This window comes from Paenibacillus turicensis (assembly GCF_017873435.1).
In the GTDB taxonomy this organism is placed as follows: domain Bacteria; phylum Bacillota; class Bacilli; order Paenibacillales; family Paenibacillaceae; genus Fontibacillus; species Fontibacillus turicensis.
The window spans coordinates 125,355-145,919 of sequence record NZ_JAGGKG010000004.1; the positions used below are offsets into that span (position 1 = coordinate 125,355).

Sequence of the window (20,565 nt, forward strand, 5' to 3'; positions counted from 1 at the left end):
TATAAATAATACCATAGATCTAAATCAAGTCATTAACTCAGCTTACTGAATATGAAAATAATCAAAGTCTACAAAACCACCTGTAGCTTTCGTAGCATAGTTAAATAAAGCAAATCGATATCCCATAAAATGTGGCATCGTGTAAGACATTTGAAGTGTATTGCCGATGGAGGTCCAATTTGTCCCATTCAAGCTATAAGCAAAATAGGCTTTATCCGTCTGATTGGTAAAATCACACATCACTCTCAAATAAATTTGGTTTTGTGTTAAAGGTACACTAGCAACCTCAGACATTGTCCCAGAGCTCGCATTTACCATTACAATCGACTTCGTATTCCCTGACACCTTCACGCCAACAAATCCATACTTTGCTTGAAAAGCAGCAAGCCCTGCATAGTCTCCATCCTTCATTCCGGATGTTTCCATTGCGATGATACCTGTGCTTTTAGGACCAAACGTTCTTTGTGTCAAAGTATTACGCGCTTCAAGAATGCTTTTGCTGATTTTTCCATTTTTGATACGCATAAAACCATTTCGCTCTGATAATGACCAATTTTGAGGATCAGGGTTATGGTTCCATTGCCATACCTTTGAAAGTGCCGCACTATTAAACTCATCTGATGCATACACCTTCTTAGCTGGGTAACCATCAGCAGGCATATTCATCGTAAGTGGAACCTTACCGTTAACACCAAACACTGGCCATTGATCAGACCAGCTAACAGGGACCAAATACGGAATTCGCCCTACTGCACCACTGTCTCTAAATAGTAAGCCATACCATGTACCATTTGGCGTATCAACAATACCACCTTGAGCAATCCCTGAGTCACGTAATGCAACACGACCTGTATAATAACCTGTTAAGCTATCCGCACGATAAACGAGTTGGGTACGTCCTTGTCCCGAAGGCCAAGCGATAAGAAACACATAATATTTACCGTTTATTTTTTGGATATGAGCTCCCTCAGCCTTGACGATCATGCTAGAACCCGCAACTTGACTTGCATTCGGAATTAGCACTTGATTCATTCCACCAGACTTCAGAGCTTTGGCATCCGCAGTCAATTCAACGATACTAATATTGTCATTACCATGAACAAGGAAGGCACGCCCTTGATCAAACAATAACGAAGGGTCATGATAATAACCGCCAATACTGTATGACGTCCATGGACCATTTTCAATATTGTTAGTTTGGTAAATATACGTTTTTCCCGTTGATAATGAAGCAAAGACGACATAATAAATATTGTTATGATAACGCAAGCTACTTGCCCAAGAACCACGACCATATTCATTTTGTCCGTTATCTAAGTTAAAAGAATTCGTATTGGCAAGGGTATCATATACATAGTTCACCGTTTCCCAGTTTACTAAATCGTATGATTTCATAACAGGTACACCTGGACTTAGATGCATCGTTGTACTTGTCATATAATAGGTGTTACCTACCCTAATGACATCACTATCTGGAACATCTGCATAAATAACAGGATTGTTAAACGTTGCTGCGGAGGCGTGACCTGTTGGTAACGATGCCAGAATAAGTGGAAAAAGCATGAATAAAATAGCTAACTTTTTCATATTCCTCTTCCTTTCTTGACCTTTCCTTCCGTATGCAACAACTCAACATTTTGGCATTTCAATATTCCACCCTAGAGTAAGCGCATACATAAAAACTATAATGAATATTCAAGATAGTCTACATATGCATCCCATGTACCATTATCTGTAGTTACAACTAGCTTCACTTCTTGTGCACCTGTAAGATGCTTCACGTTGGTTAAGGTTTGCACCGTTGGTGTTGTGCCTGTGAAATAAAACGAGCCTACATTTTGACCACCAATCAGTAGATCCACACGCGCTGTACTATTGTTGTTAGATGCGCCACGTAGTGAAAATTGATGCGTATCGAATGCATAATATTGATCATATGCAATACTATCATCATTTCCATATAAGGCTACGCCATTAAAAGGATTGCTAATGACTCCCGCATATGTCCCACTGATTCTCATGTTTTCCGCTTCCACTCTCGTTACGTCTGGATTCGGATTTGGGTTTGGATTAGGATTTCCACCAGCTTCGTTAGAAAACTGCCAAGAATCAAAGTTAAATAAGTTACCGCCTCCGCTACCACTAAATACAAGGAATAAACGGTGTACGCCTGTAGCATTAGAAATACTAGTTTCTACTTCTCTCCAGTTTTGTGCACCACCAGTAGAAGGAACATTTAAAGTGCCTACAAGAGGACCCGTTGGGCTATCCAATCGCACTTCGATTTTGCCTCCAGCTGTTGTTGCAGCTACATTAGCTTTAAATTTCGTTGCACCTGCAGAGCCAAAATCAACGTTACTAATTCCAACCCAATCTCCATTGTTAATATTCGTAACATTTTGGTTGTTGGCTGGGCCACCAGTAGCATTACTCTTTTCTGTTGTAATGCCTGCTTGCCAAGCAAACGTCTCCGCTTCAACTCTTGTATAAGGATTGAAGTTCGCAAGCTGAGCTACTCCTTGCATGTTCCCTTGTACTTCTTGGATCGTTCCGTTAGCATTATGCGTTAATTTATTGATGTGAGGGGAACGATACCCTTTGCCATCACCCAATTGATTTTTAGCTACAATTTGCGAATGGTACACAACATACCACTGATTATTGAAGTTAAATACCGCATGATGGTTATTACCGCCTACGCCAAAGAAAGCCCAAGGATTTTTAAGGAAATGACCTTCGTATCTAAATGGTCCCATCGGGCTATCACTCACCATATATCCGATCTCACCAGCAGGATATTGAGGTGGATGTGTGCCAGAGAAGTTAAAGCAATAGGAATAATAATATTTGCCATTATATTTATGAATCCCTGAATCCTCGAACAGATATGGCGCATCAATCGTCACACCACTGCTCGCAAGGCTAATCATATCATTGCCTAATTTAATGACGCGTGCTGTTTTTGGATTTGCGATCGATACTGGATCTTTATCGTTTGGTATTCCGCCACCCACATACAAATAACCTGTACCGTCATCATCCACCAGCACTGCTGGATCAAACAACCAATGAACTCCTGACATTCCAGGCGTATTGTGTGTAATAAGTGCGCGACCTAAAGGATCAGACCAAGGTCCAATCGGAGAATCAGCAGTTAAAACACCAATACCTCCACCGCTATTCGCGAAATACAAGAAAAACTTATCTTTACCATTTATGGTCTTCTTAGCTGCGGCAGGTGCCCATGAAAAAGAAGCCCATTTTGCAATCCCTTGGCCGTTATTTAAATTATTTGCTCCTGCTACTGGAATATCTCCATGATCTGTCCAGTTCACCATATCAGCGGATGAAATAACACGAACCTTAACTAACTTGCTAAAGTCGTTATCCTTTATTGTTCCATTGCTGTTATAAACAAGATCATCACCAGACATGTACACATAAACTCTACCGTTATGCACCAAAGCATAAGGGTCCGCCCCAAACTTATGATCCATGAGCGGATTTGCATTACCAGGAGTTTTCGCAATAGGTTGATTAGCTGCATGTCCAATTCCCATAGGTAAACCTGCAAATATAAGCACAAATGCTAGTAAAGTTATCAATCGTTTACGAATCACACAAATCTCCTCCAATTTGGAATTTAACTATATTTCCAATTGCATAACGGTACAATTCATGATGATAGGTTCTATCTCTCAAAGCTGTTTTCCCTAAAAGAAAGCGGTTACAATGTAATCATGCAAAATACTTAATTTTTATTAATCTTATATAGACGTCCCCCTTCCAAAGTATTTCAAATAAACTCTATGGTTGAAGACAAGCCTGACCCTCACTTAAAAATTAAAATATTCAAGCTTGTTCATAAACCCCAACTAATTAGTAAACGTTTTCATAAATGATATTTTTAAATAGTTAATAAATTTTAACCTTATCACCTAATATAGTAACATATTTCCAAATTAATACAATCTATTTTTTTACATTTTATTAATTTTATAGATTAATCGTATAATTTAGTACTAGACAAATAAAAAAGACCCCCGAAAATCAAATTTTCGACAGTCTCACTCTACTAAACAGATTATAAATAGTTTAGTCCTTAGACAAACTAATTAGTTCACTTATCGTAACAAAGCGATAGCCTTCAGCATGAAGCGCATCTACCAAAATAGATACAGCCTCTACTGTATTGGTGCGATCACCATATCCATCATGGAAAATAAACACACTACCGGCTTGAGTCACTTCCTTTGTTTGAGTCACCATGAAGTCAACACTTGGCTGTGGCTGCTCCCAATCTCTAGCCCCAGTGTTACAGGCGCTAATCATCGCATACCCAGCATTTGTAGCTAGCTCAGCGATACTTGCATTGATTTGAAAAAAAGGAGGGCGGAAGCTGATTGGCGATTGCCCCGTTAATTGGTGGATGCGCTCATGCATTTTCTGTAACTCCGATGCTACTTGTTCCATTGGCAACGTCGTTAAATCAGGATGGGAATACGTATGATTGCCAATTTCATGACCTGCCTCATACACCTCTCTAGCAATTTCTTCGTTTGCGTCCATTTGCTCACCAATCATAAAAAATGTTGCCTTGCCATTCACTTTTCGGAATATATTTAAAATTTGTCTAGTAAACTGTGCATCTGGACCATCATCAAACGTAAATGCTACTACCTTATGCTCTGTAGCAATCTTCTCTATTAATTTAACCAATGTCGTTGTTCCTTTCTATACTCTAGTTTGAGCTCAACACAACAATGAGTACTTGATCATTTTTCTAGGTGGGGGCTACGATGTATTTATCAAGTACTAATTCTAAAAATGATTGAGCTCTCAATAACAGTTTCCAATTAAATGCTCTGAGCATTAGTAATAGACAACAGCCCAAGCTAGCGAAGGAACAGAGAGATTCTGGAGAAGTGAAACGCTCGTATCTTAAAATCTGATTTCAACAAATAATTACACAACGAAAGAAATCTGATTTTAACAACGATCGGAAGAACTCTCTGTTTCGTAGCTACCATCTCCAATTGTCTATTACTAGTTTTTAAAAATTAATTGTACAAAGTGATACAAATCATTTTTCCACACAGGCCAATCATGCCCACCCTGCTCCTCGTACCAAATATGCGGAACGTCATGTGCCGCCAAGTATTCGTGGGTTCGATCGCTAACATGCTTCAACTCATCATCTAATCCGCAAGACAACCATAGCAAATCAAGCTTTGTTGCTACTTCTTCAGGGTTAGGCAATAACTGCTCAGGTGGCAATGTATTAGGTGCAGATGAAAAAGCGCCAAGCCACGCAAATTGATCAACATGGTGAAGCCCAATATTTAAGGTTTGCCCACCACCCATAGACAAGCCTGCTAAAGCACGATGCTTACGATCAGTAAGAACAGAATAATTAGCCTCAACATGTGGAATTAAATACTCTAGTAAATCACGTTCAAAACGCCTAAAGCCCTCAATCTTATCGGGTGCAAAATGGTCCTCTTCAGCCCGATCATTTTGTGCAGCACGTCCATTTGGTAACACAACAATCATAGGCTGGATGCCTTGATTAGCATATAATTGATCCAAAATATGCTGTGGCGTGCCATATTTATACCATTCCTCTTCATCCCCACCAACACCATGCAGTAAGTAAAGCACATTGTATTTTGTCTCGTTATTGTAGTGTGGGGGTAAATAAATTTTAGCTGCACGCTCCTTGTCTACTACGCCTGAAAAATACGTAAAGTCCAAAACCTGTCCCTGTTCTACTTTGCTTTGTGGCATATCAAATCCTGCTGGAGCTGGATGTAGATGTGGATTATAGCTCATATTCAATTCCATACCTCCTCCTTTTTTCTTAAAATGCTTAAATCAAATTCATACTTAAACGTTGTTTTGGCTTGCAACAATTCCCTCTATGAATGCGATTACATAAAAAACTATATTTAGTTTACCACCATTTTCCTTAAAATGTTCACGTTAAAAAATAAAAATAGGCTACCCCTTAATAGAGTAGCCCTCCACATTTATCCTTTAATTGCGCCTGCAATCATACTATTTTGAACCTGCTTATTTAATAGTAAGTAAATACCTACCGTTGGAATCGTGGTAATCATAAGTCCTGCACCAATGATCCCCCATTGCGTAATGTAAGTACCCACCATCGACATCATTCCGACCGTTAACGTCTGGAATTTAATGTCATTAATAAAAGTGACGGCAAACATCAATTCATTCCAGCACGATAAGAAAGTAAAGATAGCTACTGTGGCAATCGCCGACTTCACAAGCGGTAACACGATGAGCAGAAATGTTTTGTACACCCCACAGCCGTCAATTACAGCGGCTTCCTCTAGTTCGCGGGGTATCCCTTTAAAAAAGCTACCTATAATAAAAACGCCCATCGGAATTCCAAATGCAACGTAAGGAATAATTAATGCCCAATAACTATTTAATAGGCTTAAATTTTTTAATACCATAAATAACGGTAACAAAGCAGCATGGATCGGAACCATCATTCCAAGTAAAATCATCGTCATCGTAGCATTACTTAGCTTCCACTTCATTCGCGTAATGGCATAGCCCGTCATCGACGACAAAATTAAAACGAGTACAATCGAAACGGTCGTGACAAATACACTATTTAAAAAGTAACTGAACACATGTCCTTCCGACAAGGCTCTACTATAATTGCTCCACAAAAATTGCTTAGGGAAACCTAACACACCACCGCCAAAAATTTCACTATTGTCTTTGAGTGAGAAAAAAGCAAGCCAGATAAGCGGGTAAACCTGAATAATGGCAACGATGATTAGAAATATTTGCAGCAAAATACCGCCCACTGAGATCGATCTTTTTGGCAAAACGATTGTTTGTGTCTGTGTTTTTGAATCTGGATTTGTACGCATGTCCCTCCCCCTATTCCGTCTTAAAAAATTTATTGATGAGGATTGTAAATACCAAACACTCTAAAATAATAAATACTGAGATAGCACTGCCGTAGCCATATTTGTACGTATCAAAGATCGTCATGTACATGAGGGTACTTGGTACCTCCGTCGTATAGAAAGGCCCTCCTGCGGTTAATACGTAAATCAAATCAAACACTTTAAACGCACCTATTACAGAGAAAATGAGACATACTTTTAAAATAGGGCGCATCAGTGGGATCGTAATGGAAAAGGCGGTGCGAATACGTGAGGCTCCGTCCATTTTTGCAGCTTCAAAAATGTCTTTAGAGATTGACTTTGCCCCTGCATACATGAGCAGCATATGATACCCTACATATTGCCATAGTGTAGGAATAAACGAAGCCGCTAGCGCGGTTTTCTTTTGCCCTAACCAATCCTGCGCCCAACTCGATAACCCGATATTTTCTAATAGTGTGTTTAATAGACCGTAATCTGCATTGTAAATTTTGCTCCATAGTTGCGCGATAACAACCGTCGAAATTAAAACAGGGATAAAGTAGACGGTACGATAAAAACCTTCTCCTTTAACCGAAGAGGCTAAAATCAATGCAAGCAGCAAGGAAATCGGTAATTGAATAAAAATCGAAGCGGCTGCAAATAAAAGTGAATTTTTAATCGAATTAATTACCCGCGGGTCCTTCATCATTGCCACGTAATTGTCTAATCCGATAAAAGTTCCTTTGCCAACGCCATTCCAATCCAACAAGCTGTAATAGCTTGATACGAAAATAGGAATAAGTACAATGGCAGAAAAAACGATAATTGTAGGCAATACAAAGATTGCTATCGTTGTTTTTTTTGAAAATACAGTATTCATGATTGTCCTCCTTTTCAAGAGAAAGCCAGGGACTTCTCCCTGACTTTACACTTGACTCTACACTTGCCCTAGCACGTTCTTTCGTTATAGCTTTATACAGCGTATAGAGCTTAGCATTTAGATTTTAGAGCTTATAGCTTAAACAGCTCATCTCACTTTAGCTCAATTTTCTATGTTTACAGCTTCAGCTCTGTTGGTTTCGATTGTGCCATTTGCTCACAAAATTGCTGAGGTGTAATATCACCCGCTAATAGCTGTGCAATTAAGTTTTTATGTGCTTCGGCGGATTCGGCTGGAAGAATGTTATCCCACCACCCGATAAAGGAGGTTGCCGTTTTCATAATTTCAGCACTTGATAAATCAAGAGAAGATAAGCTCGACGTATCTAATCCATCTGTTTTCCAGCTTGGAAGACCTGCACCTGCTAAGAAGCCTTGTGTCCCTAGCTGTTCGCTTAAATATTTCAAAAATTCAACCGCTTCTTTTGGATGTTTTGTTTTACTACTAATAAAGAATCCATCTACTGCGCCACCAAATATTTCTGTCGCTGTACCTTTGCCATCCTCCATTACAGGAAAAGGAATAACCTTGACGTTCCCTTTAGAAGCAGAGGCAGGGTCTTCAATTCCAGCATTTACCCAGTTCGCTTGGAACATCATAGCTCCATTGCCCGCATTAAATGCACCTAACATTTCATCATAGCTCATACTAAACATACTCGTGTTAAATGCACCTGCCTTCGCAAGCTCCTGCATTTTTGTTGCTGCCGCCACGAAATCAGGTGAATTCCATTTAGACGGATCTTTGAACGCTTCGATGACTGCGGCATTTCCGGCTTGGCGCATCGCAATAATGTCATACCAATACATACCAGGCCAACGATCCTTTTCCCCTAGCAATGCAGGTGTAATTCCGGCTGCCTTGAGTTTCTCTACTGCATCTAGCAATTCAGTATAGGTGGTTGGAATTTTAGCGCCTGCCTTTTCAAATAGCGCTGTATTTACATATAAATTTGCAATATGCGTGTAGACAGGTAATGTATATATTTTTCCGTCTGTTTCAATCGCTTCGGCCATACCCGCACCCATTTTGCTCTTAATGTCATCATCTAAATAGCTTGTAATTTCCAAAACATTTTTGGATTCAATGTACGGCTGCATAAAGCTACCGCCACCCATGCCATAAAATAAATCAGGTGCTTCCCCTGCGGCAATCGACGTTTTGATCTTTGTTTTATATTGCTCTCCAGTCGTTCCTACACGTTCCACTTGAATATCAGGGTGGTCTTTGTTCCATTGAGCAACGATCTCAGGCAATAATTTAGCTGAAGGATCTGTGTTACCAACGGATTGATCCCATAGAGTTAAGCTTATCTTACCGCCACTATCTCCTTTTTTATCGCCCGAGGAGTTTGATGAACATGCCGCTAGACTACCGACTAAACCCACAGCTAAAACTACAGTTAACGTCTTTTTTAATAGCGCTTTCATTTCTATATAACCTCCCTATTAAATTTGTTAGCTCTATTGCTTATTGTAGGGAAGAGGGAACAGCATCTCCATGCAAAATACGAACATCAACTTTTAAAATTCAAACAACCTTTATTTAAAATTACGCACACTGCGATACTCATTCATCGATCTGCCTATGCTTTTCTTGAACAAAACGCTAAAATAGTGTGGGTCTGGAATGCCTACCTGCTCCCCAATCTCATATCCCTTTAAGTCGGTTTGCTTTAGCAATAATTCCGCTTTTTTCATACGAATTTGCGTTAAATATTCTACAAAGGTTTGTCCTGTCTCCTTTTTCATCAGTCGTCCCAGATGACCTGGTGAAACATAAAAGTGTGCCGCAGTACTCGCCAACCCTAAATTAGCATCACTCAAATGTGCCTCTAAATAAGTCTTCACCTGATGGATCAAATTATTTTCCTGTGGCTGGAGTTTATCACAAATCGCAGCTGCAACCTCTCTCACATACGCTTGTAAGGCTTTCAGCAGTTCTGCTAACTGATTAGCACTTAAAATCGATCCAATCATTTGCCTATCAAATGCAACCTCACTTTGAAGCTGTTGTTCAATCGCTGCACGTTGGCATTCCATAATGATATCAATCGCTACCATTCGGAATTGAGCTACACTTAAAATGGCGTTATCAAAAATACAATGTAATTGCTTTGTTGCTTGCTCCGAATCGCCCATTGAGATATGAAATTGAAGCTGCTCTAATACTTTAGGATCTGACTGATAGGAGGTGTCCATCACTTCCTGCAACTGCTTTAATTTGTGCTGATCTAAACGCTCCTTCTCTATTTTTTGACGTAATTTAGAAGTAACTTGAAGCAACTCATCAGGGCGAATTGGCTTTAAAATAAATTCAAACACCCCAATTTTGATACTTCTTCTTGCATACTCGAACTCATCATGCCCTGTAACAACAACGATCTTAATATGAGGATATTTGGCAAGTACTTGCTCACTAAATTCAATGCCATCCACCTTCGGCATATAAATATCAGTAAAAATAATGTCAGGCTGAAGCTGCTCCACAACCCCCATACCTTCCTCAGCGTTAGCTGCCTCACCAACAATTTCCATGCCTTGAGCTTCCCAATCAATCCGCATCCGTAGCAGGTTACGAATTAAATGCTCATCATCAACAATTAAAACTTTTAATTTTCCCATGACATATCTACTCCATTCGGAATCACTATCGTAATGGTTGTGCCTTGGTTATGTTCACTATCTATTAAAAACTGACCTTCATCCTTATAAAAAATACGCAAACGCTCCATCGTTCCCCATAAGCCAAAGCTTTGAATTTGTCCTTTTCGTTCTGTATTTAAAATTTGTGTAATTTCAGGCTTTGACATGCCAATTCCATCATCACTAATACTTAACAGTACACCTTCTTGCGGCCCATTCTGCTTTCCATCCATCGGCATCACTGTAATTCTAATTTTCCCTTTTCCTCCTTTAGGCCGAATTCCATGATAAATACTATTTTCCACTAAAGGCTGTAGGACAAGCTTAGGAATCAATACAGAGTTACAACGCGCATCAATATCAAATTCCACCTCAAATACATCTCGATAGCGCACCTGTTGAATAATTAAATAATTGCGTACCATTTCTATTTCTTCGCCAATTGTAATGACCTCGCGTCCTTTACTAACACTCAGGCGATAATAGCTACCAAGAGCGTCAAGCAGTTCAACGACTTGATCATTCAAGCCTGACAACGCTAATGAGGTAATCGAATCTAATGTGTTATATAAAAAGTGGGGCTTAATTTGCGCCTGTAGTGCACCTAGCTCTGCCCTTCGAATCGTATTTTGTTCCTCGATCATTTCGGCAACCATCTGATCAATTTGCTGAATCATATCGTTATAGCCGATAAAAAGCTGTTCAAATTCATAGCTACTTAACTCAACATTTACTTTTCTCAAATTACCACTTGGTGCTTTATTCATCGCTCTTAATAGCTTATGAATCGGCTTAATAATGCTGTTGGAAATAATAAAGGAGCTTACGAAAAACACGGTTCCATTCACAATTAATAAAAGAAACATGACTAACACCAGCATTTTATTTCTCGTATCAACAAAATCATAAGGATTTAAGCTAATAAACTTCCAATGATTATTCTCATCAACTAAAAAAGAGGCGGTGTATTGCTGTGTTTCCGTATTTAGCGAAAAAAAACCAGAGTCACTTTGCTGGAGTTCTGCTTCTAAACGTTTTTTATTTTCTGCAAGCACATCCTCAATCGGAGTGTGAATTTGCTTATCATTTGAAGCATTTGCCACAATAAGCTCATTATTTTCATCTAAGATGGCCACCTGAAAGGAATCTTCGCCAAGTAAATTGGCATAAGCTTGGGCGAACGACTCTACTTTAATGTTTATGACAAGTACCCCTAATTGTGAAGTGTTATCTAAATCACGAATTAAGCGAATAAAGGAGACAAACTTATGATTGTCGTCTCTCCCGTTTAATTGCAAAAAATATTTCCCTTCATTTGCAATCGCACGTTTATACCATGATGTTTCCTCTACATCCGCATTCACAAAGGTCGGTAATTGCTGTGTCCCCACAGAGAGGCGATGTCCACCGTTATCAAACACATACACGGAGTCGATAATTGGAACCGCTTGCATTAGATTATAAATATAAGAGCTAACCTGACCTTGTGCCTGCAAATTACTATAAATATCACCTTGCCTTAACAAGCCTTGTAAATTGAAATCGGAAAAAATCATCTTGGAGTAATTGTTCACATTTTCAATCATTAGATTGATATTGGTCTGAATCGAGGTAATCGTTTGCAACGACGTCTCATTAATTTTCCTTTGAGCTGAATTTGTAGAAACCTTGTCTAACACGATATAGCTAACAACAACAGTAAATAAAATAATTAGAAAATAGGCAAATGGGATTTTAAAAGACAACTTTTTGAATTTGCTGCCCATCCACAGTTTAGCCCCTTTTAAGCTACGCACGCTTTGCTTTTCATACGTTACCACCTAATCTCCTCACCCTCTTATTGCTTTGGTATACGCTACTTTTTTCGTTTCCCTTTTATTTACTTTTCCTGTTTACGTTTATACAACCTTTATTTCATTTTAACAAGCTATGGTGATATAAATTTTGCCTCTAACTAAAAATTAGTAGTTGTCAACAATGGAGAGGGTAGGCTCGAAACAGAGAGTTCTTCCGATCGTTGTTAAAACCAGATTTCATCGTTATTGATCATTTAATTGTGGAAATCCGGTTTTAAGAGACGAACGTTCCACTTCTCCAGAATCTCTCTGTCCCTTCGCTAGCTTGGGGGGGTGAAAACCACTAATTTAAAATAAAGAGTCAAAATTTTAGGTTGGAATTTTTTTAGGAAAGGGGTTGAAGTTGACGCGATGATAGCTGATACAATAAAGTTATAAATTTCACTTACTAAATCTGGAGGTATATAAATGGCTGAGCTACTACCCATTAATCAAGTATCTTCCCTCACATCAATTACGAGTCGAACTTTACGCCATTGGGAAAATGCTGGACTGTTTGAAGCGACACGTGACCCCCAATCTGGCTGGAGACTATATGACGGCAACGCATTGCAATGCATCCGAATTACAGACTTATTAAGACGACTAGATGTTCCTATTAAAGATATTAAGGAGGTGATCACTAACAAAACGACCTATGCTTTAAAGGAAGTTTTAGGCAAGCAGCTAGGAAAATTAGACACCATGAATGCTGATTTAGAGATTCGCAAGCAATCTATCACAGCACTAATAGAAATGCTAGAAGAAGGAACCGTGCTTACACTAGATTCAATTGAAGACATTTTGCTTCCAACTGCATTAGAACGAACAAAACATACTCTTACTAAAGTTCAAGCTCTTACTAAAATTCAAGGAGGATTAAAAATGGAAAATATGAAATCTAAATATGGTGAGGTACAGTTCGTTAACCTGCCACCGATGAGAACAGCAGCTTATTCCTATGTAGGGGTTGAACCCGAAGATAAGGCGTCTGCGCCGGTCCTTGCATGGATTAAGGAGAAAAACTTAGAAGGCACGATGCGTTTGTTTGGCTTCAATACAGAGCCGTACCCAACAGAAAATAGTCCTGAGTATGGATTTGGATATTGTGCATCGATACCAGAAGGCATTGAAATTCCAGCTCCGTTATATGAAATGAGATTACCTGGTGGGACTTACGTCGTCATTAGCGAATATGAAGGAGATCCTAGCTACGGCTGGAAAAAGGCACAAGCACTATTACAAGATAATAAATTTGAATGGGAATATGATACCAGCAGACACCCTGGTTTAGAGGAGCATATCGCGCGTGGGGATGGTAAAGATGCTTATTATATCCCGATTTTAATTCCAGTAAAAAAAAGAAACTCCTAATTGGAGTTTAAGAGAGCATGAAGATCAATCGACTTCTTTCACAGACTTCTCTTCCTGCTCTTTTTTATTGTAAGACTACAATATCGCCAGGCTTTAATCCACTAATAATCTCCGTTTTATCCCCTGACTCGATTCCCGTCTTAACTATGCGTTGCTCTGACTGCCCATTTCCTTTATCAAGGAGTACATACGGCTCTTCTTGGTCGCGCATAACTGCAAGACTAGAGACGACAATGACATCCTCCTTACGCAACGTTTCTATGTTTCCTTCTAGGCTAACGCCTCCAAACAGCTTAGGATCCGGCTTGAGATCGATCACGATATCAAATTGGGAGGCTTGCTTCAAATCCACATCCGACGACTTACGTGCAAACTTAGAAATTTTGCTTACCTTACCTGTGAACATAAGCTCCTTTTGTGCGGACATCTGAACCTGCGCAGGCATACCTACCTTCAGCTTAAACATTTCTTCTTCACCAACAATAGCAAGAAACTGGATTTTTGATGTATTAGTAACACTTCCGATCAGTTGCCCTTCATTTACCATACGTGTCTTATTATCAATGTCAGTTAATTGAAACACACCTGCACTAGGGGCACGCATAACCGCTTTATTAAGTGTCTCTTTTTTTCGTTGTAGCTCCTCTTGCTTCAGCAAAATCGCCTGCTGGTTAAGTTCATTCGTAAGACGTTTCCCTTCACGATCGGCAAATGCCTTTTTACGCTCCTCTTCACTACTACCAAGTGCTTCACTGTCACTATTTTGATTCAAACTCACCTTAGTTAACTCATAATCTATTTTTGATTTCTTAATTTCACTTTCTAATTGCTTTAATTCGCTTTGCAGTGTCGTCGTGTCCAGCGTAAATAATACGTCCCCTTTGTTCACCTGCTGACCGTTTTTCACATGCCATTTCTTAATGTTGCCTGAATAAGGCGCGACAATATCACTTAATTCCGTATATACCGATTTGCCTTTAACCTGTACACTTTGCGTCATCGTTTCCTTCGTTACCTCAAATGTTATCGGTGCATCAGCCTCTACTAGTGGCTCAGACGCAGGCTTCAGCTTTCCATACCCCCAATAACCTACACCCGCAACCAGAACACCAGCGATCACAATTTTAATCCACTTTTTCATTGCTGTAGTTTCCCTTTCCGATAAAAAATTAATTTGATTTGATTACACTTAAAGCATTCGTGCGAGAGGCGCTGATCGCGGGGTATATCCCTGAAGCAATCCCTACCAATACAGCAAACACAATGCCCAATGGGAGTACTGAAAACTGGATAATGATAGTCATTGGACCATTTTGCTGATCCGCCATTTGACTCGCTAGGAGCGTATTTACACCCCCAATGGAGGCAAACGCAATCACTACGCCAACCACACCCCCAAATAGTCCTAACAGCGCAGCTTCCGTAATAAACATATTGCGAATTTGCCATAAATTTGCGCCAAGCACCTTCATCACACCAATCTGCTTACGCCGCTGATGCGTTGACATAATCATTGCCACAATAATTGACAGGGAAGCAAGTAGCATAATAAAACCTCCGATTCCAAATGCAGCCTTTTGATACATCGCTAGTTGACCTTTCATCGCTTCCTCTTGGAACAAATTCGTTTGTGTATTTAAGGTTAACTTTTTAATTTGTGCCTCTACCTGTGCAACATAACGCTTATCCGACACCTTGATCATGGCTGAATTATAGCGATTTGCAGCTTTACTATCTTGTTGCAGGCCTAATTCATATTGAAGTGCAAGCGCAGTTTCAATCGGTACATATATTTTTTTATCATATTGAGCATTTTCATCACTCATCGTCGAGGGTTTGGCTAACTCACCCGTTACACGCAAAGAACCACTTAACTTTCCTTTGCCTGGATTGGAGAAATCCTCGTTACGAAACTGAATTCGTTGTGATAACAGATTATCTTGCTGTGAGTTCATTTCAGTAAACTTTTGCAAGATTTCATTGTTATATGGATCACTATTTAATTGCTCCATCATTTTCATAACTTCCTTCTGATTAATCAATCCGAACGTCGATCCATAGTTAGCAACAGCTGTCCTTCCATTACCAGAGCCACTTCCTTGCGTATATTTATTCCCGAACCCTTGTAACGTTTCTAGCTCTGTTCCAATCACCTCAACATAACCGCTACGCCCATCTGCCAATACCATCTCCAATTGATCAAGTCTAAGCTGGGGAGACACTGCAGCTACATGAGGAAGTCTACGAATGATTTTAATTTTTTCGGCTGTTAAAGCGCCACGATCAAACTTCGAGCTCTGACTTTTATTGCCTGAACGTATCCCTTCATTTGGCGCGACCGTAATTTCATCCATTTTATAATTATCATTTAACGTTTTTTCACTATAGGTTTGTACAGATTGTCCGACACTTAAAGCAATGATCATGGCTGCTGAACCAATCGATAACCCAAGTAGACACAATAAGGTCACTATTTTTCTACGAATAATTTGACCCCAAGCCATACGTAATACATCCCAAATTCTCACGATCATTCTCCTTCGCTACGCGCTTACTCCGAGGTCTCCTCCTCAAATAATCGTCCTTGCTGTAATCTAATAATTTTTTGCATCTGCGCTGCCACCTCAGACTCATGTGTAACAATGACAAACGTAGTGCCCATCTTTGCATTTAATTGCTGTAGGATTGAAATGATTTCTTCCTCTGTCTCCGTATCTAAATTTCCCGTTGGTTCATCTGCAAAAATAACCGAAGGCTCCGTAATAAGCGAACGCGCGATACTGACCCGCTGCTGTTGTCCTCCAGATAACTGTGAAGGGAACATTTCCGATTTTTCCATCAGTCCAACCTGCTCCAGCAATTCTAGCGCTTTCCCTTTCCGTTTAGCAGGACTAATCCCCATAAATACAAGCGGTAACTCCACATTTTCACGAATCGTTAAATTCGAAAGTAATTCATAAGCCTGAAAAATAAAGCCAATATGACTTCGCCGAAATTCAGCTAACTGATTTTCACCAAACTGGACGATATCTTGATCGGCGATCCATATTTCTCCTTGATCTGGCTTCATCAAGCCTGCCATCAAATTAAGCAAGGTAGACTTCCCTGACCCAGAGCTGCCAAGCAAAGCTACCATTTGCCCCTTTTCAATCGTAATATTAATATTTTCAAGCACTGGCACGATCTCTTGTCCATTTTTAAAGGCATGATACAACTGTTTTACCCGAAGCATGGCTAGATTTCTTCCTTTCTTGCTAGAGACATTACATCTGCTATGTACAGGTTTATTATAGTTTCAAAATGTTTCCGTCTTCCTCTAAGATGTATCCAACTTGTAACATGTCAGCATAAAAAAACTTGCACAAAAGCAATAAAGCTTCCATGCAAGTCAAGTTCTAATATTTAATTAATCCTATTACCAGACTTTAAAAGTAAAACGATATAGCTCACTCGCTTCCATCGAGCTTCCACCTACAAATAGGTTATTATCAAACCAATTCATTTTAATAAAGTCCTGAATGTTACGATATATGACAGTATCTGTATCAAGAGCATCACCTCTCAAATAAGTAACATGAAGTTCATTACTCCCTTTTTGATTATCTAATATTTGCAGATAGGCTAGACGTGAGGATTGGGCATCTAAATCAAAGCCTAAAATATTTCCTTTTTTGAGTAACTTCAATTTTTCTTCCCGTTTGTCATATAAATACAAGCCATAACTATTGTCCATTTCACCTAATAAAATAATATTGCCATCATCTAAGAGTGAAACCTGATCAATTTGCTGCATATCCACCAACATTTTATCATCATCATTGTTATCTTGATCAGCTTGAAGTGGCATCTGATATAGTTGTACATGGTCTTGGGCCGTATAAGCTGTGAAATACATTTGATATTGATTGCTATCGATGACAAAATGATTAGGCAGGAACATGTCCTCACTTATTTTAGTATTGCCATTGTGCTTCGATATACGAGCTCTGATTTCTTCTATACTGGCTATGCTTTGTTCTTTCCCTGTCGTTAATTGCACTTCCTTAATGTATTTTTCGTCAAAACCAATGTAGGTATCGTTACGAATAAACTGTCTGTTGAAAAATTGTTCCTTCCCTAGCTGCTTAAGCTTATTGCTTTTCCAATCATATGCATAGGCATGATAATCCTGCTCACTCGCCCCATATTTTGTAAATATAGCCTGTGTACGATCTGGGGTAATCGTAGTCCCAAACCCTGTATTTTTCGAAATATCCTTCACTTCATTATCATTCATCTGAAGCATGGATAGCTTAATTCCAGTAAAGGAGTCCTGCATTCTATTTAGCAACACCGTGTTGTCATCAGCGATAGAAAAGTTATAAATCGGAAAGGTGTTCCGTTGCTTCGTCACAGATTCAATACGAAAGGACGTATTTGGAGAAGCAATTAATGCTCCATTATCACGTTTCTCTGACAGCACGACTAACCTCGTTTTATTGTCTTGTCCAAAAAATCGATTTACGCTATACAAACCTGCAACAAATAGGATCAATAACCCTAACAACACAAGTGCATTCCATTTAACTCCAAGCTTATTGCAAAGCGCTCTCATATCCCATAGGTTCCTCATCATCGGCGCTCAGGTAAAGTCATTCTCACTTCACTACCTCGGTTTAAAATACTGGCCATTTTTACTTTCCCTCCGTGCTGTTCAATTGTATTTCTAACAATCGACAAACCAAGTCCTGCACTGCCCTTTTCCTCTCGATTTACATCATTTTCACGATAAAACGGCTCAAATATTCGCTCCAAGGCTTCTTCACGAATGCCCTCACCTTGATCTTGAATACGGATTACAATCTCATTCCCTAACCGAAAGGCACTTACTTCAATCAACGAGTTAACGTAGCCATACTTAATAGAATTATCGAGCACATTAATAAAAGCTTCTTTTAATTTATGGGCATCTCCCATTAAAAATAAGGGGCCTTCAATTTCGGTAACAACTGTAATATTATATTTTGCAGCTTTAATCGACATATCATCACAGGTTTCCTGTAAAATGCTAGACACATCGATTGTTTCAAAGCGAAAGGTGTGCCCTGGTGCAGCGGAAGCCGATCTCTCCAAAATATCAACCACCATCGTGTTAAGACGACGACTTTCATTAATGATATAATTAAGCCCCTTTTCAAAAAAAGCCTGATCACTAAAGCCGTTATCTCGCAAAATTTGAGCATAACCTAAAATCGTAGTGAGTGGTGTCTTTAGTTCGTGTGTCACATTATCAAAAAAAACCTTGCTACGTTCCTGAACCTGTTTAACCTCATCCCGTTCATGTTGAATGACATCAATCTGCGTTTTAATGTGCTGGATCATATTTGAATAGCTACCTGCTAATTGTCCAATTTCATCCCGTGTGTGCACTTGGATATCCCCATTCAAGCTTCCTTGACCAACCAGCTTGGCATGCTGTGTCAGCACCCGAATTGGCTTAGTTATGCGACTAGAAATGAAAACTGAGCCTAAAAACACAAAAATAAATATAACGATTGCAAACAAAGTAATCGTATCTTGAAATTTAGTGTGCTGTAGGAGCAATCCCGAATAATCCTTTTCTAAAGAGACAATCGCAATGACCTTCCCGTCCTCTAATAAAGGGACAGATAAGCGCGCTGTAACATGTCCATTGTTCATGGTGGTGCTATACGCCACCTTCGCCTTGGCTGCGGCTTCAAGATCCTCGCGATAGATCATCGCATGCTTATTATCCCCTTTGCTATATTTGAAAGAGGAGGAATCTGGCCGATATACATTTACCACGCCTCCAACGGAAATTCCGATCTGCTTTTCAATCTCGTTCACTTCATTTTCAATACTATTTTCATTGATTCTTTTATTCAGTAAAAGAAAATATTGATTAATGGCAATATCCAAATTCACTTTGGACTGAACCATATCCTCATCCACCTCACGGTAAATATTTTTTTCACTCAGTTGATTAAAAGCAATCAGCATCGCCACAAAACCAATAAAAATAATGACAGAAAATAACACAACCATCTTAAATTGAATCGTCCATCTCATGTCTGCACCTTCGTATCCAGCTTATAACCAACTCCAAACACCGTTTCAATGATGGACGTCGCATGATGATCATGATCTAGCTTTTTCCGTATTCGCTGAACATGAATATCTACAGTGCGTGTATCCCCTGCAAATTCAAAGCCCCATACTTTATCTAGTAGCTCTGAACGGGTAAATACTCTGCGATCATGATCCACTAAAAACAGAAGTAAGTCATACTCTTTATTCGTTAATAAAATACGTTCGCCATCCTTCCACACTTCTCGTTCATCCCTATACACCTCAACATATTTGCCAATGCGCGTAACTTCTCGTTCAGACTGTAGGGGAAGCTCAGTGAGTAACCCAATCCGACGAAAAATAGCACGAATACGTGCCACAACCTCGCGAATATCAAACGGCTTCGTAATGTAGTCATCTGCCCCAATTTCCATGCCAAGCACCTTATCTAACATATCTGATTTGGCCGTAATCATAATGACTGGTATTTTCGTAGTAAAGGAGAGTTGTCTGCACACATCAAACCCACTCATATCAGGCAACATCAAATCTAACAATACTAAGTCAGGCTTGTGCTGCTTAACGTAGTGAAGACCTCTTTCTCCATTCGCTGCCTCTATCACTAAAAAGCCTTCTTTTCGTAATGAATAAGACAATATATCCCGAATCGATTCCTCATCTTCAATAATTAATATTTGTTTTGGTTTCATCGCTTTTGTCTATCTCCTGTCACTTAGGTTAAACCTACTCACCTATCATTTTGTATTCTAGCAAACAACTTGACTAGCCCT

16 protein-coding genes are annotated in these 20,565 nt (G+C 39.4%); 1 reads left to right on the forward strand and 15 read right to left on the reverse strand.

Annotated elements, in window-relative coordinates; translation table 11 throughout:
- Nucleotides 1-42: 42 nt before the first annotated feature.
- The 9 genes from J2Z32_RS06175 to J2Z32_RS06215 form a co-directional block, all read right to left on the reverse strand.
- A complete protein-coding gene (locus J2Z32_RS06175) occupies nt 43-1,587 on the reverse strand; it encodes a glycoside hydrolase family 43 protein (RefSeq protein ID WP_210088304.1) in 1,545 nt (514 codons plus the stop codon).
- A gap of 95 nt (nt 1,588-1,682) precedes the next feature.
- Nucleotides 1,683-3,560, reverse strand: coding sequence for a carbohydrate-binding protein (locus tag J2Z32_RS06180; RefSeq protein ID WP_210088393.1), 1,878 nt, complete (start codon nt 3,558-3,560; stop codon nt 1,683-1,685).
- Between the two features lie 535 nt (nt 3,561-4,095).
- Nucleotides 4,096-4,719 (reverse strand): polysaccharide deacetylase family protein, encoded by a 624-nt coding sequence (locus J2Z32_RS06185; protein ID WP_210088305.1) that lies wholly within the window; start codon nt 4,717-4,719, stop codon nt 4,096-4,098.
- A 327-nt stretch (nt 4,720-5,046) separates the two neighbouring features.
- Nucleotides 5,047-5,844 (reverse strand): alpha/beta hydrolase, encoded by a 798-nt coding sequence (locus tag J2Z32_RS06190; protein WP_245251247.1) that lies wholly within the window; start codon nt 5,842-5,844, stop codon nt 5,047-5,049.
- A gap of 185 nt (nt 5,845-6,029) precedes the next feature.
- Nucleotides 6,030-6,911 carry a carbohydrate ABC transporter permease gene (locus tag J2Z32_RS06195; protein ID WP_210088306.1) on the reverse strand — a complete coding sequence of 294 codons (882 nt, stop codon included), beginning with the start codon at nt 6,909-6,911 and terminating at the stop codon, nt 6,030-6,032.
- Nucleotides 6,912-6,921: 10 nt separating this feature from the next.
- Nucleotides 6,922-7,791 (reverse strand): carbohydrate ABC transporter permease, encoded by an 870-nt coding sequence (locus J2Z32_RS06200; RefSeq protein WP_210088307.1) that lies wholly within the window; start codon nt 7,789-7,791, stop codon nt 6,922-6,924.
- A gap of 176 nt (nt 7,792-7,967) precedes the next feature.
- A complete protein-coding gene (locus tag J2Z32_RS06205) occupies nt 7,968-9,281 on the reverse strand; it encodes an extracellular solute-binding protein (RefSeq protein ID WP_210088308.1) in 1,314 nt (437 codons plus the stop codon).
- A gap of 111 nt (nt 9,282-9,392) precedes the next feature.
- On the reverse strand, nt 9,393-10,475 hold the full coding sequence (locus J2Z32_RS06210; RefSeq protein WP_210088309.1) for a response regulator transcription factor: 1,083 nt from the start codon (nt 10,473-10,475) through the stop codon (nt 9,393-9,395).
- Nucleotides 10,463-12,316 (reverse strand): sensor histidine kinase, encoded by a 1,854-nt coding sequence (locus J2Z32_RS06215; protein ID WP_342453922.1) that lies wholly within the window; start codon nt 12,314-12,316, stop codon nt 10,463-10,465. The genes J2Z32_RS06210 and J2Z32_RS06215 overlap by 13 nt, the downstream gene beginning before the upstream one ends.
- Before the next feature lie 444 nt (nt 12,317-12,760).
- Between J2Z32_RS06215 and J2Z32_RS06220 the strand changes: the two genes are divergently transcribed.
- Nucleotides 12,761-13,705 carry a MerR family transcriptional regulator gene (locus J2Z32_RS06220; protein WP_210088310.1) on the forward strand — a complete coding sequence of 315 codons (945 nt, stop codon included), beginning with the start codon at nt 12,761-12,763 and terminating at the stop codon, nt 13,703-13,705.
- Nucleotides 13,706-13,769: 64 nt separating this feature from the next.
- Here the strand turns inward: J2Z32_RS06220 and J2Z32_RS06225 are convergent, their stop codons facing one another.
- From J2Z32_RS06225 to J2Z32_RS06250, 6 genes are all read right to left on the reverse strand, one after another.
- Nucleotides 13,770-14,846, reverse strand: coding sequence for an efflux RND transporter periplasmic adaptor subunit (locus J2Z32_RS06225; protein ID WP_210088311.1), 1,077 nt, complete (start codon nt 14,844-14,846; stop codon nt 13,770-13,772).
- A gap of 28 nt (nt 14,847-14,874) precedes the next feature.
- Complete coding sequence (locus J2Z32_RS06230; protein ID WP_210088312.1) at nt 14,875-16,233, reverse strand: ABC transporter permease; 1,359 nt, start codon at nt 16,231-16,233, stop codon at nt 14,875-14,877.
- 23 nt (nt 16,234-16,256) lie between these two features.
- Nucleotides 16,257-16,937 (reverse strand): ABC transporter ATP-binding protein, encoded by a 681-nt coding sequence (locus J2Z32_RS06235; RefSeq protein ID WP_210088313.1) that lies wholly within the window; start codon nt 16,935-16,937, stop codon nt 16,257-16,259.
- Between the two features lie 183 nt (nt 16,938-17,120).
- Nucleotides 17,121-18,317: a hypothetical protein gene (locus tag J2Z32_RS06240; protein ID WP_210088314.1), complete on the reverse strand. Its 1,197-nt coding sequence runs from the start codon at nt 18,315-18,317 to the stop codon at nt 17,121-17,123.
- Entirely contained in the window at nt 18,317-19,774 is a 1,458-nt protein-coding gene (locus J2Z32_RS06245) for a sensor histidine kinase (RefSeq protein ID WP_210088315.1), read from the reverse strand. The genes J2Z32_RS06240 and J2Z32_RS06245 overlap by 1 nt, the downstream gene beginning before the upstream one ends.
- Entirely contained in the window at nt 19,771-20,484 is a 714-nt protein-coding gene (locus tag J2Z32_RS06250; protein ID WP_210088316.1) for a response regulator transcription factor, read from the reverse strand. Before J2Z32_RS06250 ends, J2Z32_RS06245 begins: the two co-directional genes overlap by 4 nt.
- Nucleotides 20,485-20,565 lie beyond the last annotated feature (81 nt).